At 66.4% G+C, this 14247-nt stretch carries 14 protein-coding genes; 5 read left to right on the top strand and 9 right to left on the bottom strand.

Features of this window, described 5'->3' with window-relative positions; all coding sequences use genetic code 11:
- Window positions 1-76: 76 nt before the first annotated feature.
- From CXK94_RS12855 to CXK94_RS12835, 5 genes are all read left to right on the top strand, one after another.
- Window positions 77-637, top strand: coding sequence for an MgtC/SapB family protein (locus CXK94_RS12855; protein ID WP_102894627.1), 561 nt, complete (start codon window positions 77-79; stop codon window positions 635-637).
- A 9-nt stretch (window positions 638-646) separates the two neighbouring features.
- A complete protein-coding gene (locus CXK94_RS12850) occupies window positions 647-1963 on the top strand; it encodes a PQQ-dependent sugar dehydrogenase (RefSeq protein ID WP_102894626.1) in 1317 nt (438 codons plus the stop codon).
- 91 nt (window positions 1964-2054) lie between these two features.
- Window positions 2055-2396, top strand: a complete 342-nt coding sequence (gene osmE / locus CXK94_RS12845; protein ID WP_037038572.1) for an osmotically-inducible lipoprotein OsmE — start codon at window positions 2055-2057, stop codon at window positions 2394-2396.
- A gap of 63 nt (window positions 2397-2459) precedes the next feature.
- Window positions 2460-2858 (top strand): Rho termination factor N-terminal domain-containing protein, encoded by a 399-nt coding sequence (locus tag CXK94_RS12840; RefSeq protein ID WP_102894625.1) that lies wholly within the window; start codon window positions 2460-2462, stop codon window positions 2856-2858.
- A gap of 239 nt (window positions 2859-3097) precedes the next feature.
- Window positions 3098-3631, top strand: coding sequence for a ferritin-like domain-containing protein (locus CXK94_RS12835; protein WP_102894624.1), 534 nt, complete (start codon window positions 3098-3100; stop codon window positions 3629-3631).
- Window positions 3632-3845: 214 nt separating this feature from the next.
- Here CXK94_RS12835 and lpxC read toward each other — a convergent pair whose 3' ends face one another.
- The 9 genes from lpxC to murD all read right to left on the bottom strand — a co-directional run bounded on the left by lpxC (window position 3846) and on the right by murD (window position 14243).
- Window positions 3846-4757, bottom strand: coding sequence for a UDP-3-O-acyl-N-acetylglucosamine deacetylase (gene lpxC / locus CXK94_RS12830; RefSeq protein WP_037038566.1), 912 nt, complete (start codon window positions 4755-4757; stop codon window positions 3846-3848).
- Between the two features lie 115 nt (window positions 4758-4872).
- Window positions 4873-6057 carry a cell division protein FtsZ gene (gene ftsZ, locus CXK94_RS12825; RefSeq protein ID WP_102894623.1) on the bottom strand — a complete coding sequence of 395 codons (1185 nt, stop codon included), beginning with the start codon at window positions 6055-6057 and terminating at the stop codon, window positions 4873-4875.
- Between the two features lie 47 nt (window positions 6058-6104).
- Window positions 6105-7352 (bottom strand): cell division protein FtsA, encoded by a 1248-nt coding sequence (ftsA, locus tag CXK94_RS12820; protein WP_037038551.1) that lies wholly within the window; start codon window positions 7350-7352, stop codon window positions 6105-6107.
- Between the two features lie 12 nt (window positions 7353-7364).
- A complete protein-coding gene (locus CXK94_RS12815; protein ID WP_102894622.1) occupies window positions 7365-8219 on the bottom strand; it encodes a cell division protein FtsQ/DivIB in 855 nt (284 codons plus the stop codon).
- Window positions 8220-8222: 3 nt separating this feature from the next.
- Window positions 8223-9167, bottom strand: coding sequence for a D-alanine--D-alanine ligase (locus tag CXK94_RS12810; RefSeq protein ID WP_102894621.1), 945 nt, complete (start codon window positions 9165-9167; stop codon window positions 8223-8225).
- The gene (murC, locus tag CXK94_RS12805) at window positions 9164-10624 is read right to left on the bottom strand and encodes a UDP-N-acetylmuramate--L-alanine ligase (RefSeq protein WP_102894620.1); all 1461 of its coding nucleotides are present in this window, start codon (window positions 10622-10624) and stop codon (window positions 9164-9166) included. The genes CXK94_RS12810 and murC overlap by 4 nt, the downstream gene beginning before the upstream one ends.
- On the bottom strand, window positions 10617-11687 hold the full coding sequence (gene murG / locus CXK94_RS12800) for an undecaprenyldiphospho-muramoylpentapeptide beta-N-acetylglucosaminyltransferase (RefSeq protein WP_102894619.1): 1071 nt from the start codon (window positions 11685-11687) through the stop codon (window positions 10617-10619). The genes murC and murG overlap by 8 nt, the downstream gene beginning before the upstream one ends.
- Window positions 11677-12900: a putative lipid II flippase FtsW gene (gene ftsW, locus CXK94_RS12795; protein ID WP_102894618.1), complete on the bottom strand. Its 1224-nt coding sequence runs from the start codon at window positions 12898-12900 to the stop codon at window positions 11677-11679. The genes murG and ftsW overlap by 11 nt, the downstream gene beginning before the upstream one ends.
- Window positions 12900-14243 (bottom strand): UDP-N-acetylmuramoyl-L-alanine--D-glutamate ligase, encoded by a 1344-nt coding sequence (murD, locus tag CXK94_RS12790; RefSeq protein WP_102894617.1) that lies wholly within the window; start codon window positions 14241-14243, stop codon window positions 12900-12902. Before murD ends, ftsW begins: the two co-directional genes overlap by 1 nt.
- Between the last annotated feature and the right edge of the window lie 4 nt (window positions 14244-14247).

The raw sequence follows: 14247 nt of genomic DNA, 5'->3' as shown, positions 1-14247 counted from the left end.
TGCCGCACGCGACTGACCGAACCCACTGCGCTCCCACGACTCAATACAGTCAGACCCCAGCGCACTGGAGACGAACATGGAGTGGTGGTCGATCATCAGCAGCACCATCGCTTCGGAGTTTTCCGACATTCCCGACCTGGAGCAGGCGACACGGATCGGCTGTCGCCTGCTGATCGCCTCGATCCTGGGCGGACTGCTCGGCTACGAACGCGAGCGCCGGCGCAAGGCGGCCGGGCTGCGCACCCACATGCTGGTGGCATTGGGCGCGGCCCTGTTCGTGCTAGTGCCGGTGCAAGCCGGCATGGGCGGCGACGACATCTCGCGGGTGATCCAGGGCATCGTCACCGGCATCGGCTTTCTCGGTGCCGGGACTATCCTCAAAGGTAGCTCGATCGAGGATGTCAAAGGGCTGACCACCGCTGCGGGCATCTGGCTCACCGCGGCCATCGGCATCGCCGTCGGCATGGGCCACGAGGCCACCGCCGTGCTCAGCACGCTGCTGGCGCTGGCGATCTTCGTGCTGATGCCGCGGCTGGAGCGGCACGCCGCGCTGCACGCCCACAAGCGTCGGAAAGGCAACGAAGGAAGCAGCTCGCGCGGGCCGAACGATGGCGGCCCGCCCCCACCACCAGCCTGAGGAATTCCCATGCACGATTCCCGCCTTGTCCTGCTGATCGGTGCCGGCCTGCTGGCCCTCGGCGGTTGCAGCGAAACGGCCACGCTGCCGGTCGAATCCGGCTATGGCCCCAACCCGCCCCTGCCGGAACCGCACAAGACCTTGCTGCCGACGGTGAACATCGCCCCCGCCACAGGCTGGCCGGACGGCGCCAAGCCCCAGGCTGCAGCGGGCCTGCGAGTCGAGGCATTCGCCCGCGACCTCGATCATCCACGCTGGCTTCATGTGCTGCCCAACGGCGACGTCCTGGTCGCCGAAAGCGATGCACCGCCCAAGGAGGGCAAGCAGGGCATTCGCGGCTGGATCATGAAGAAGGTCATGGCCCGCGCCGGCTCCGGCAATCCCAGCGCCAACCGCATCACCTTGCTGCGCGACAGCGATGGCGACGGCGTGCCCGAGCGGCGCACGGTGTTCCTGGAAAACCTCCACTCGCCGTTCGGCATGGCGCTGGTGGGCAGCGATTTCTACGTAGCCAATACCGACGCGCTGCTGCGCTTCTCCTATGAGGAGGGCATGACCCGTATCGCTGCCGAAGGCGAGAAGGTGGTGGACCTGCCGGCCGGGCCGATCAACCATCACTGGACCAAGAACGTCATCGCCAGCCCGGACGGCAAGCACCTGTACGTCACCAGCGGATCGAACAGCAACGTGGCCGAGAACGGCATGGAAGCCGAGGAAAACCGTGCCGCGATCCTTGAGGTGGATCCCCGGACCAGGACCTTGCGGCTGTTCGCCTCGGGCCTGCGCAACCCCAACGGGTTGGCCTGGCAGCCCGACAGCGGCGCGCTCTGGACCGCCGTCAACGAACGCGACGAAATCGGCAGCGACCTGGTGCCGGACTACATGACCTCGGTGCAGGACGGCGGCTTCTATGGCTGGCCCTACAGCTACTACGGCCAGCACGTCGACGTGCGGGTCAAGCCGCAGCGGCCGGAGCTGGTGGCGCGCGCCATCGTCCCGGACTATGCCCTGGGCGCGCACACCGCCTCGCTCGGCCTGGCCTTCTACGAAGGGACACTGCTGCCGCAGCGCTATGCCAAGGGTGCCTTCGTCGGCCAGCACGGTTCCTGGAACCGCAAGCCGCGCAGCGGCTACAAGGTCGTGTTCATTCCCTTCCGCGAAGGCATGCCGGCCGGGGCGCCCGAGGACGTGCTCAGCGGTTTCGTCAACGACAAGGGCGAGGCCATGGGGCGTCCGGTCGGTGTCGCGGTAGACAAGAGCGGTGCCCTGCTGGTGGCCGATGACGTCGGCAACGTCATCTGGCGCGTCACGCCAGGCGGCGATTGAGAGGCCTCGCCACAGGCGTGAAACGGCGCTGCGCTGAAACTCCCGGAGCGCTCAGGGGCCAAAAGAGAACCCTACCCAGCGAGGACTTCCCATGTTCAAGCGCGCGCTCTACCCCCTTGCGGCCGTACTGCTGCTCGCCGGCTGCGCCAGCAACGTGCAGAACCCCGTCGACCGGATCACTTATCGCGATGAGCCCCTGGTCCGTGACGTCGAAGAGGGAATGACCCAGGAGCGGGTACTGGCAATCGGCGGCGAACCATCCAGCGCCGGCGCCCGTACCGCCGCTCCGGGCCTCTGCCACGACTACATCCTCAGCCGGGACGGTAAGCAGCAGCCCTACTACGTCAGCTTCGACGCCTCTGGACGCGTGGACGGCAAAGGCTTCCTGACTTGCCGGCAACTCGAGGAGAACCAGCGCAATCAGCGCCGTTGAGACGCATCGGCGGCGTAGCGGCACCCGCTGCGCCGCCTATTTCCACGACCAAGGAGGCCCGCCATGCCCCGTGGAGACAAATCCAAATACAGCGAAAAGCAGCAGCGCAAGGCCGAGCATATCGAGCAGAGCTACGAAGAACGTGGCGTTTCCGAGAAGGAGGCCGAGGCGCGAGCCTGGGCGACGGTCAACAAGCAATCCGGCGGCGGCGAACGCAAAGGCGGCTCGGGCAGGACGAAAAGCGAAACCGCCAAGCGCGCCGAACGCAAGGACTCCGCCCACCGGGCAGCGCAGACGCGCAAAGGCGATTCGCCGAACAAGGGCTCGGCCCGCCGCTCGAAATCCGCTAGCACGGCGCTGGCCGACATGACCCGCGACCAACTGATGGACAAGGCACGCGAGCGCGATATCCGCGGCCGCTCGAAGATGCGCAAGGACGAGCTGCTGCGCGCCCTGAGCTGAGCGAGACGCCATGCAACGCCCAGAGCCGGACAGCGACCCGCCGATGCCGGAGCGCAATCCCAAGCGCGAGGAGCCAGGCGATCCGCTGCCGATCGACGAGCCAGGCCGGCCGCCACGCGAGCCGGAGCCGGATGGAAGCCAGCTCACAAAACTTTCCGTCCCGGCTCCGATCTCAATTGGCGAACCGTGAATTCGCCGCGACATCCTCGCGGCGAGACAAAGCCGACGAGGACACCGTGATGAGTTACGTACAACTGAGCGACAAGCAAAGCCTGCGTCAGCGGGCCCGCCAACATGTCGAGAACGGAGCCGTAACCGAAAGCTATTCCGCCGACCGCGAGGTGGTGGTCAACCTGCTCAACGAAGCCCTGGCCACGGAGCTGGTCTGCTATCTGCGCTACAAGCGCCACTACTACATGGCCACCGGGCTCAAATCCACCCTGGCTGCGGACGAATTCCTCGAGCACGCCAACGAGGAACAGCAGCATGCCGATCGCCTCGCCGAGCGTATCGTGCAGTTGGGCGGCGAACCGGACTTCAACCCCGACAGCCTGACCGAACGCGCCCACGCCCAGTACGTCGAGGGCAACGGGCTGCGCGACATGGTCTTCGAGAACCTGGTGGCCGAGCGTATCGCCATCGACAGTTATCGGGAGATCATCCAGTACATCGGCGACAAGGACCCCACCACCCGGCGCATCTTCGAAGACATCCTCGCCCAGGAAGAGGAACACGCCGACGACATGGCGGGGCTGCTGGACGGCATGAATTGAAGCGACAAGCTCCAAAAGCTAGCGCCCCGAGGTCGGGCCTCCCACAAAAAGCGGCCGGTACACCCCTGTAGGAGGCGCGCCCTCGCGGCGATGCGGGCCAAAGGACCGCCTGTAGCTCGAAGCTCAGGCCCGACCTTCCATGCCATTCACTTGCCTGGGCAGCGAAATAAAAAAAGCCACCCGAAGGTGGCTCAATCAGGAAGAGAGGTACTGCTTAACCGGCTGCCACCGGACGCATGTAGGAGATCGGTGCGGTCTGCGGGTCATCGAAGGTCACCAGTTCCCACGCATCCTTTTGGGCCATCAGGGTGCGCAGCAAGCGGTTGTTCAACGCGTGACCGGATTTATAGCCGCGGAATTCGCCGATCAGGCTGGTTCCCAGCAAGTAGAGATCACCGATGGCATCGAGAATCTTGTGCTTGACGAACTCGTCCTCGTAACGCAGGCCGTCTTCGTTGAGCACACGGTTTTCGTCCACCACGATGGCGTTTTCGACGCTGCCGCCCAGTGCCAGGTTGTGCGAGCGCAGGAATTCGATGTCGCGCATGAAACCGAAGGTTCGTGCACGGCTGACTTCCTTGACGAAGGAAGTGCTGGAGAAATCCACGCTGGCGGTCTGGGTACGGCCCTTGAAAACCGGGTGGTCGAAGTCGATCTCGAAGCTCACCTTGAAGCCATCGAACGGCAGGAAGGTGGCGCGCTTGTCACCCTCCTCGACAGTCACTTCACGGGTGATGCGGATGAACTTCTTGTGGGCGTCCTGCTCCTGCAGGCCGGCGGATTGAATCAGGAATACGAAAGGCCCGGCGCTGCCATCCATGATCGGCACTTCCGACGCGGAAAGTTCGACGTAGGCGTTGTCGATTCCCAGGCCGGCCATGGCCGAAAGCAGATGCTCCACGGTGTCGACCTTGACGTCCCCATTGACCAGCGTCGTGGACATGGTGGTTTCGCCCACGTTCTCGGCCCGCGCGGGAATCTCCACGGGCGGGTTGAGGTCGGTGCGACAGAACACGATTCCGGTGTCTACCGGTGCCGGTTTCAGGGTCAGGTAAACCTTCTCTCCCGAATGCAAGCCGACGCCGGTAGCGCGAATGATGTTCTTCAGGGTGCGTTGTCTGATCATGGCCTTTTGCTTCGCTATAGCACTAGTTGCGAATTGTTTTCAACAATTGCCGGCGATAATAGCAGATGCCAACTTTGCTGAATACCAATCACAACAATACTCCTGATAACTTCAATCAATCGGCCTGACGACGCAGAAACGCAGGAATATCCAGGTAATCCAGGTCCTCTTGCGGGTTCAGTTTGGCTGCGGTGGCGGCCGCATGCGCTTGGTTGCGCATCACGGTCGGACGCTCCAGGTCACGGTAGTTGACCGCCGCCTGTTCCTGGCGCGGAGCCTGTGCCGGCGCTGCGGCAACGGTGGCCTGCACGGTGTTGTCGACGACCTTGACCGGCTTCTCGTTGCGCGCGCCCAGGCCGGTGGCCACGACGGTGACGTGCAGTTCGTCGGCCATCTCCGGGTCGATCACGGCGCCGACCTTGACGGTGGCTTCGTCGGAGGCGAAGGCCTCGATGATCTCGCCCACCGCGGCGTACTCGCCGAGGGACAGGTCCAGGCCGGCGGTGATGTTCACCAGGATGCCGCGCGCGCCCTGCAGGTTGACGTCTTCCAGCAGCGGGTTGCGGATGGCCGCCTCGGTCGCTTCACGCGCGCGGTTCGGGCCGGTGGAGCTGCCGGTGCCCATCATCGCCATGCCCATCTCGCCCATGACGGTCTTGACGTCGGCGAAGTCGACGTTCATCAGGCCCGGGCGCTGCATGATGTCGGAAATGCCGCGCACCGCACCGGTCAGCACGTCGTCGGCCTTGGCGAACGCGGCCAACAGGCTGGCGTCCTTGCCGAGGATGGTCAGCAGCTTCTCGTTGGGAATGGTGATCAGCGAGTCGACGCACTCGGACAGCGCACGGATGCCTTCGTCGGCGACCTGCATGCGGCGGCGGCCCTCGAAGGGGAACGGACGGGTGACCACGGCGACGGTGAGGATGCCCATTTCCTTGGCCACCGAAGCGATGATCGGTGCGGCACCGGTACCGGTACCGCCGCCCATGCCGGTGGTGATGAACACCATGTCGGCACCCTCGAGCACTTCGGCGATGCGCTCACGGTCTTCCATCGCCGCCTGGCGGCCGATGTCGGGATTGGTGCCGGCGCCCAGCCCCTTGGTGATGGCCGAACCGAGTTGCAGCACGGTACGCGCTTCGATCTTCTTCAGCGCTTGTGCATCGGTGTTGGCACAGATGAATTCGACGCCCTCGACGTTGTTGCGGACCATGTGATTGACGGCATTGCCGCCCCCACCGCCGACGCCGATGACCTTGATGACTGCACTTTGCGGGGTATGATCTACGAGTTCGAACATTTCCCTCTCTCCTTCCAGCTTTCTATTTTTGGTGTTACACGCACTGCTCAGAAATTGCCCTGGATCCAGCCCTTGAGCCGGTCCAGGACAGATGTCTTGTTGTCTTCGGTGAAATTACCGAGGCCGGACATGGGGATGCCGTCGGCCTGCTTGCGCAGTCCGTACAGCAACAGGCCCACGCCCGTTGAATAGATGGGGTTGCGTACTACGTCGGTCAGTCCCTTGACGCTGTGCGGCACGCCCAGGCGCACCGGCATGTGAAAGATTTCCTCGGCCAGGTCGACGGCTCCTTCCATCTTCGCTGTACCGCCTGTGAGGACGATCCCGGCGGGGACCAGATCCTCGTAGCCGCTGCGTCGCAGTTCGGCCTGGATCAGGGTGAAAAGCTCGTCGTAACGCGGCTCCACCACTTCGGCCAGCGCCTGCCGGGAGAGTTCCCGCGGCGGGCGATCGCCGACGCTGGGGACCTTGATGGTCTCGCCGGCGCCGGCCAGTTTGGCCAGCGCGCAAGCATAGCGAATCTTGATCTCCTCGGCATACTGGGTCGGCGTGCGCAGAGCCATGGCGATGTCGTTGGTGACCTGGTCGCCAGCGATCGGGATGACCGCGGTGTGGCGGATCGCGCCCTCGGTGAAGATACAGATGTCGGTGGTACCGCCGCCGATGTCCACCAGGCACACGCCCAGCTCCTTCTCGTCGTCGGTGAGCACGGCGTGGGCCGAGGCCAGTTGTTCGAGGATGATGTCGTCCACTTCCAGGCCGCAGCGGCGCACGCACTTCTCGACGTTCTGCGCCGCGTTCACCGCACAGGTGACCACGTGCACCTTGGCTTCCAGGCGCACGCCGGACATGCCCAGCGGCTCGCGCACGCCTTCCTGGTTGTCGATCACGTAGTCCTGCGGCAGGGTGTGCAGCACGCGCTGGTCCGCCGGAATCGCCACGGCCTGAGCGGCGTCGAGCACGCGCTCGAGGTCCGCCGTGCTGACCTCGCGATCGCGGATCGCCACGATGCCATGGGAGTTCAGGCTACGGATGTGGTTGCCGGCCAGGCCGACGAAGGCCGAATGGATGCGGCAGCCGGCCATCAGCTGGGCTTCCTCGATGGCGCGCTGGATCGACTGCACGGTGGATTCGATGTTGACCACCACGCCTTTCTTCAGCCCACGCGAGGGGTGGGTACCGATACCGACGATTTCCAGCTCGCCATCGGCGGTCACCTCGCCCACCAGCGCCACCACCTTGGAGGTGCCGATGTCCAGGCCGACGATCATCTTGCCGCTTTGCACGCTAGACATGTATTTCATTCCTCAATTCTTCGCGGCGACGGTGGTATCCGTCGCGGTCGGGATCGGCTGCCAGGCAACGGCCAGGCCGTTGGCGTAGCGCAGGTCGATCCGCGCAATTTTCTCGCTTTCCTGCTCCAGCGCCTGTTGGTAGATGGCGGTGAAACGACGCATTTTCTCGACGACCTGGTCCCGCCCCAGCAGCAGTTCGATGCCCTGGTTGGTGGTCAGGAACCAGCTTCCCCGTTCACGCAGCTCCAGGCGGGCGATGGAGAATCCCAGCGGGCGCAGCATCTGGCTGAGCATCTGGTATTGCTGCATGACCCGCTGTTGGGCCCGCTTCGGACCATACAAGTGCGGCAAGTGTTCATAACGGCTCAGGTCATCCGGCGCAAAAGCCTGGCCTTTGTTGTTGAGCAATGCTTCGCCCCCCCAGCGGGCAATCGGCAATTGCTCGTCCAGGCGCACCAGCACCTCGTCCGGCCAGACGCGGCGGACTTCGACGTGGGCGATCCATGGCATTTCTTCGAGTTGGTGCCGCAGGCCGTTCAGATCAACCTTGAAGAAGCTCTGCTCGACGAAAGGCGCGATGCGCTGCTGCACCGCCTCGCGGCTGACATAGCCCAGCTCGCCCTGCACGCTCACCTTGGCGATCGGCCGGTCGGCATAGGGCAGCAGACGCTGGCCGAGTTCGTACAGGCCAACCACCAGCCCGATCAGCAGCACCGGCCAGACGACGCGCTTGAGCCCGGCCAGACTCGGCTTGGGCAGGCGCGCCGACAGCGGCTGCGGTTTCACCAGGCGACTCGCACCACGCGGCACCGGCTTGCGCGAGGCGCGGCCGCTTGCGGGTTGCGAATGGCGCAGCGTGGCGATCATGGCTCAGTTCCCCGCCTCGAGGCTGTCATCGAGAATGCTCAGCACCAACTGCTGGAAATCCAGGCCGGCGGCGCGCGCGGCCATCGGCACCAGGCTGTGGTCGGTCATGCCCGGCACGGTGTTCACCTCCAGCAGCCAGAAGTTACCCGCGGCATCCTGCATCACGTCGACCCGGCCCCAGCCGCGGATGCCGACCGCCTCGCAGGCCCGCGCGGAGAGCTGCTTCAACGCCTGCTCCCTGGCCGTATCGAGACCGCATGGGATGCGGTACTGGGTATCGGAGGCCAGGTACTTGGCGTCGTAGTCGTAGAAGCTGTGCGGCGTGCCCAGGCCGATCGGCGGCAGCACCTGGCCGCGCAGCACGGCGATGGTGAACTCGGGGCCCTGGATCCATTGCTCGACCAGCACCTGCGAGTCGTAGGCGCTGGCCGCGCGCCAGGCGGCGACCAGCTCGGCGACGCCCTCGACCTTGGCCATGCCGATGCTCGAGCCTTCGTGGGCCGGCTTGACGATCAGCGGGAAACCCAGCGCGTCGGCGGCGGCCTGGCAATCCTGCTCGCTGGCCAGCACCGCATGTTGCGGCGTCGGCAGGCCGAGGCTCTGCCAGACCTGCTTGGTGCGCAGCTTGTCCATGGCCAGGGCCGAGGCGAGGATGCCGCTGCCGGTGTAGGGAATGCCGGCGCACTCCAGCAGGCCCTGCATGCTGCCATCCTCGCCGCCGCGGCCGTGCAGGACGATGAAGGCGCGGTCGATCTTCTCGCTGCCCAGGCGCTGCAGCAGGTCGTCGCCGACATCGATGCCGAAGGCGTCGACACCCGCCGCCTGCAGCGCGGCCAGCACCGCCGCGCCCGACTTCAGGGAGACCTCGCGCTCGGCGCTCTTGCCGCCGAAGAGCACGGCGACGCGGCCGAAGGCCTTGGGATCGCGGGTCGAATGCAGGGCTGTCATTTGCTTTTCCTCGCGGCGCTCGCGGCACCGTCGAACAGGGGACTCTTGAGCAATTGCGGGGCCACCCCGCCGATATCGCCGGCGCCCTGGCAGAGCAGGATGTCGCCGGCGCGCAGCAGCGGCTTGACCAGCGGCGCGAGGTCGACGCCACGCTCGACGTAGATCGGGTCGAGCTGGCCACGCTGGCGGATGCTGTGGCACAGCTGGCGGCTGTCGGCGCCGGGAATCGGCTCCTCGCCGGCCGGGTAGACTTCCATCAGCAACAGCACGTTGGATTCGCCGAGGACCTGGACGAAGTCGTCGTACAGGTCGCGGGTGCGGCTGTAGCGATGCGGCTGGTAGACCATCACCAGCCGGCGCTCCGGCCAGCCGCCGCGCACCGCCTTGATCACCGCCGCGACTTCGCGCGGATGGTGGCCGTAGTCGTCGACCAGCATCACGCTGCCGCCTTCGACCGGCAGTTCGCCGTAGACCTGGAAGCGCCGGCCGACACCGGCGAACTCCGCCAGCCCCTGGACGATGGCCTCGTCGTCGATGCCTTCGTCGGTGGCGATGGCGATGGTCGCCAGCGCATTGAGCACGTTGTGGTTGCCGGGCATGTTCACCGACACGTCCAGCGGCTCGCAGCCATCGCGCAGCACGGTGAAGTAGGTGCGCATGCCGTGCTGGCGAATGTTGATGGCGCGCACGTCGGCATCCTCGCTGGCGCCATAGGTGGTCGTCGGCCGGCCGATCTGCGGAATGATCTCGCGCACCACCGGATCGTCGACGCAAAGCACCGCCAGGCCATAGAACGGCAGGTTGTGCAGGAACTCGACGAAGGTCTTCTTCAACTTGCCGAAATCGCCGCCGTAGGTGCTCATGTGGTCGGCATCGATGTTGGTGACCACCGCGACCATCGGCTGCAGGTGCAGGAAGCTGGCGTCGCTCTCGTCGGCCTCGGCGATCAGGTAGCGGCTGCTGCCCAGCTGCGCGTTGGTACCGGCGGCGGTCAGGCGACCGCCGATGACGAAGGTCGGGTCCAGCCCGCCGGCGGCGAATACCGAGGCCAGCAGGCTGGTGGTGGTGGTCTTGCCATGGGTGCCGGCGACGGCGATGCCGTGGCGATAGCGCATCAGTTCGGCGAGCATCTCGGCACGCGGCACCACCGGAATCCGCTGCTCCAGCGCCAGCGCGATCTCCGGGTTGGCGGCGTTGATCGCACTGGATACCACCAGCACGTCGGCCCCGGCGACGTTGCCGGCCTGGTGGCCGATGAAGATCTGCGCGCCGAAGCTCTGCAGCCGCTCGGTGCTGGCCGACTCCTTGAGATCGGAACCCGAGACCTCGTAGCCGAGGTTGAGCAGCACCTCGGCGATGCCGCACATGCCGACCCCGCCGATCCCGACGAAGTGGATGCGGCGGATGCGCCGCATGCGGCGGACTTCGGCTTTTACCGCGGCAGGAGACTTAGCCATGGGCCACCTCCAGGCAGATATCGACCACGCTGCGGGTGGCGTCGGGCCGGGCCAGCCGGCGCGCGGTGGCCCCCATGGCCTTGAGTTTTTCCGGCTGCATCATTACCTCGGTCAGCTGCGCGGCGAGCGTGGCCGCGTCAGTCTTGGCTTGCGGCAGAAGGACGGCGGCGCCCTCCTTCGCCAGATATTCGGCATTGCGGGTCTGGTGATCGTCGATCGCGTGCGGCAGCGGCACCAGGAACGACGGCAGCCCGGCGGCGGCCAGCTCGCAGACGGTCAGCGCCCCGGCGCGGCAGATCACCAGGTCGGCCCAGGCGTAGGCCCGCGCCATGTCCTTGATGAACGGCGCCACCTCGGCGACCACGCCGGCCTCGGCGTAGCGCTGCGTGGTGAGCTCGGCGTGCTGCTTGCCGGCCTGGTGGAAGACCTCGGGGCGCAGCTCCACCGGCAGCTGCGCCAACGCGGCGGGCAACAGCTTGTTCAGCGGCTCGGCACCGAGGCTGCCACCCAGTACCAGCAGGCGCGGCCGGCGACCGACCAGGGTGTCGCGCGGAGTTTCCAGGAACAGTTCCTCGCGCACCGGATTGCCGGTGGTGCGGCGCTTGTCGCTCGCCGCGAAGGTGTCCGGGAAGGCTTCGCAGACACGCCGCGACAGCGGCGCGAGGCTGCGATTGGCGGTTCCGGCCACGGCGTTCTGCTCGTGGATCACCAGCGGCACGCCAGCCAGTTTCGCCGCCAGCCCGCCCGGACCGGTGACGTAGCCGCCCAGGCCGAGCACGCACACCGGGCGCAGCTCACGGATGATGCGGCGCGCCTGGAACAGCGAGCGAATCAGCTGCAGCGGCGCCTTGAGCAACGACACCAGGCCCTTGCCGCGCAGCCCGCTGACCTGGATCAGGTGCAGCGGCAGCCCGGCGGCCGGCACCAGCTCGTTCTCGATGCCGCGCGGCGTCCCCAGCCAGTGCACCGCGTAGCCGCGCGCCTGGAATTCGCGCGCGCAGGCCAGCGCTGGGAATACGTGCCCACCGGTACCGCCGGCCATGATCAGGACATTAGCGGCCATGAGCGACCTCCTTGGCCGAGGGCTCGGCAAAGTCGGACTCGTCGAACTCGGCATCCTCGCTGCCCAGCACGGTGCGGCTTTCCCACTCGATGCGCAGCAGCAGGGCCATGCTCGCGCAGGTCACCACCAGCGAGCTGCCGCCATAGCTGAGGAACGGCAGGGTCAAGCCCTTGGTCGGCAGCAGGCCGACATTCACCCCGACGTTGATCAGGAACTGCCCCAGCCAGAGGGACGCCAGGCCCCAGGCGACATAAGCGGCGAAGAACTGCCGGGCCTTCTCCGCCCAAAGGCCGATGTAGAGGGCACGCACGCCGACGAAGGCAAACAGGGCGATGGTCGCCAGCGCGCCGACCATGCCCAGCTCCTCGGCGAGCACCGAAAAGACGAAGTCGGTATGCGCCTCGGGCAGGTAGAACTGCTTCTGCACGCTGTTGCCCAAGCCGACGCCGAACCATTCGCCGCGCCCGAAGGCGATCAGCGCCTGGGTCAGCTGGTAGCCGGCGCCATACTGGTCGGCCCAGGGATCGGTGAAGGTGATCAGGCGCTGCAGGCGATATTCCTGGGTCTGTACCAGGATCACCACCGCACCGACCGCGGCCACCACCAGCAGGCTGAAGCGGATCATGCCCACGCCGCCGAGGAACAGCATCGCCACGGCGGCGCCCATCATCACCACGGTGGCGCCGAAGTCGGGCTCCAGCAGCAGCAGGAAGGCCATCGGCAGCAACACCAGGAACGGCTTGGCGAAGCCCCACAGGCTTTCGCGCACTTCCTCCTGGCGGCGCACCAGATAGCCGGCCAGGTAGATCACCACGAACACCTTGGCCAGCTCGGACGGCTGCAGGTTGAAGGCGCCGAAACCGATCCAGCGCATCGAACCGTTGACTTCGCGGCCGATGCCCGGCAGCAGCACCAGGATCAGCAAGCCGAAAGCCGCCAGCAGCAGCATCCAGTCGAGCCGCTGCCAGGCCGACAGCGGAATCAGCAGCATCATGGCCGCGGCACCAAGGCCCAGCGCCACGTAAACCAGGTGCCGGATCATGTGATACAGCGCATTGCCGGAGCTCACCGCGGCGACCTCGGAGGACGCCGAGGTGATCATCACCAGGCCCAGGCCGAGCAGCGCCAGACAGCCGGCCAGCATCGGGAAGTCCAGGTCCAGACCACGGCGGCCGAACAGCGGCGAAGGGGCATGGCGCAGGAAGGCGAGCATCAGTCGAGCGCCTCCACCGCAGCGGCGAACAGACGGCCGCGCTCTTCGAAGTTCTTGAACATGTCCAGGCTGGCGCAGGCCGGCGACAGCAGCACCGCGTCGCCCGCCTCGGCGCAGGCGGCGGCACGCTGCACCGCCTCGTCCAGGGTCGCCACGCGCAGCAGCGTGGTGGCGCCGGCGAGCGCCTGTTCCAGGCGTTCGGCATCGCGGCCGAGCAGCACCACGGCACGGCAGAAGCGCGCGACGGGCGCGTGCAGGCCGGAGAAGTCGGCCCCCTTGCCGTCACCGCCGGCGATCAGCACCAGCTTGCCGTCGATATCGGCCCCCAGCCCTTCGATGGCTGCCAGTGCGGCACCGACGTTGGTGGCCTTGGAGTCGTCGTAATAATTGACCTCGCCGCGCTGGCCGACCCACTGGCAGCGATGCGGCAGACCGGCGAAGTGGCGCAGGGTCTCCAGCATCGGCTCGAACGGCAGCCCCACCGCATGCCCCAGCGCCAGCGCGGCCAGCGCGTTGGACTGGTTGTGCGCGCCACGCATCTTCAGCTCACGCACCGGCATCAGCGCCTCGAACTGGAACGCCAGGTACTTCTCGCCGTTCTCCTCGAACAGACCGAAACCCTTGAAGTCAGGCTTGCCCAGGCCGAAGGACCAGGCCGGTACATCCTCGCCGATCAGCGGCCGGCTGAGGCGGTCGTCACGGTTGATCACCGCCTGGCGTGCACCGCGGAAGATCCGGTGCTTGGCCTGGTGGTAGGCAGGCAGGCCGCTGTAGCGGTCCATGTGGTCTTCGCTGATGTTCAGGCAGGTCGCCACCTCGGCGTCGAGCCGCTCGGTGGTTTCCAGCTGGAAGCTGGACAGTTCCAGCACATAGAGCTCGACGTCGTCGGCCAGCAGGTCCAGCGCCGGGGTACCGAGGTTGCCGCCGACCGCCACCTTGCGCCCGGCCGCCTGGGCCATCTCGCCGACCAGGGTGGTAACGGTGCTCTTGGCATTGGAGCCGGTGATCGCGACGATCGGCGCCTTGGCTTCACGGGCAAACAGCTCGATATCGCCGGACAGCTTGACGCCGCGCGCCGCCGCTTCCTGAAGAGCCGGCGTGCTGACCGCCAGTCCCGGGCTCACCAGCAGCTCGCCGGCACGGCAGAGGAACTCGACGTCCAGCTCGCCACAACGCACCTCGATGCCCGGGTACTGCGCCTGGAGAGTGGCCAGCTCCGGCGGGTTCGCGCGGGTGTCGACGACCGCGAACGGCAGGCCGCGGCGCGCCAGATGGCGAACCACGGACATGCCGCTCTTGCCGAGGCCGACGACGATGCGGAACTGGTCGGAAGCGATGAGCACTCTG

Origin of the sequence: Stutzerimonas stutzeri (assembly GCF_002890915.1) — a bacterium.
Taxonomy (GTDB): Bacteria; Pseudomonadota; Gammaproteobacteria; order Pseudomonadales; family Pseudomonadaceae; genus Stutzerimonas; species Stutzerimonas stutzeri_AF.
The sequence above is the reverse complement of the archived record's forward strand: the minus strand, read 5'-3'. Positions and strand labels throughout refer to the sequence as shown.

Coding starts and splice junctions, on each gene's coding strand:
- CXK94_RS12840 (WP_102894625.1), top strand. CDS start 2,460: ATGCCCCGTGGAGACAAATCCAAATACAGCGAAAAGCAGCAGCGCAAG.
- CXK94_RS12850 (WP_102894626.1), top strand. CDS start 647: ATGCACGATTCCCGCCTTGTCCTGCTGATCGGTGCCGGCCTGCTGGCC.
- CXK94_RS12810 (WP_102894621.1), bottom strand. CDS start 9,167: ATGACAGCCCTGCATTCGACCCGCGATCCCAAGGCCTTCGGCCGCGTC.
- osmE (WP_037038572.1), top strand. CDS start 2,055: ATGTTCAAGCGCGCGCTCTACCCCCTTGCGGCCGTACTGCTGCTCGCC.
- murG (WP_102894619.1), bottom strand. CDS start 11,687: ATGGCCGCTAATGTCCTGATCATGGCCGGCGGTACCGGTGGGCACGTA.
- ftsA (WP_037038551.1), bottom strand. CDS start 7,352: ATGTCTAGCGTGCAAAGCGGCAAGATGATCGTCGGCCTGGACATCGGC.
- lpxC (WP_037038566.1), bottom strand. CDS start 4,757: ATGATCAGACAACGCACCCTGAAGAACATCATTCGCGCTACCGGCGTC.
- CXK94_RS12855 (WP_102894627.1), top strand. CDS start 77: ATGGAGTGGTGGTCGATCATCAGCAGCACCATCGCTTCGGAGTTTTCC.
- CXK94_RS12835 (WP_102894624.1), top strand. CDS start 3,098: ATGAGTTACGTACAACTGAGCGACAAGCAAAGCCTGCGTCAGCGGGCC.
- CXK94_RS12815 (WP_102894622.1), bottom strand. CDS start 8,219: ATGATCGCCACGCTGCGCCATTCGCAACCCGCAAGCGGCCGCGCCTCG.
- murC (WP_102894620.1), bottom strand. CDS start 10,624: ATGGCTAAGTCTCCTGCCGCGGTAAAAGCCGAAGTCCGCCGCATGCGG.
- ftsZ (WP_102894623.1), bottom strand. CDS start 6,057: ATGTTCGAACTCGTAGATCATACCCCGCAAAGTGCAGTCATCAAGGTC.
- ftsW (WP_102894618.1), bottom strand. CDS start 12,900: ATGCTCGCCTTCCTGCGCCATGCCCCTTCGCCGCTGTTCGGCCGCCGT.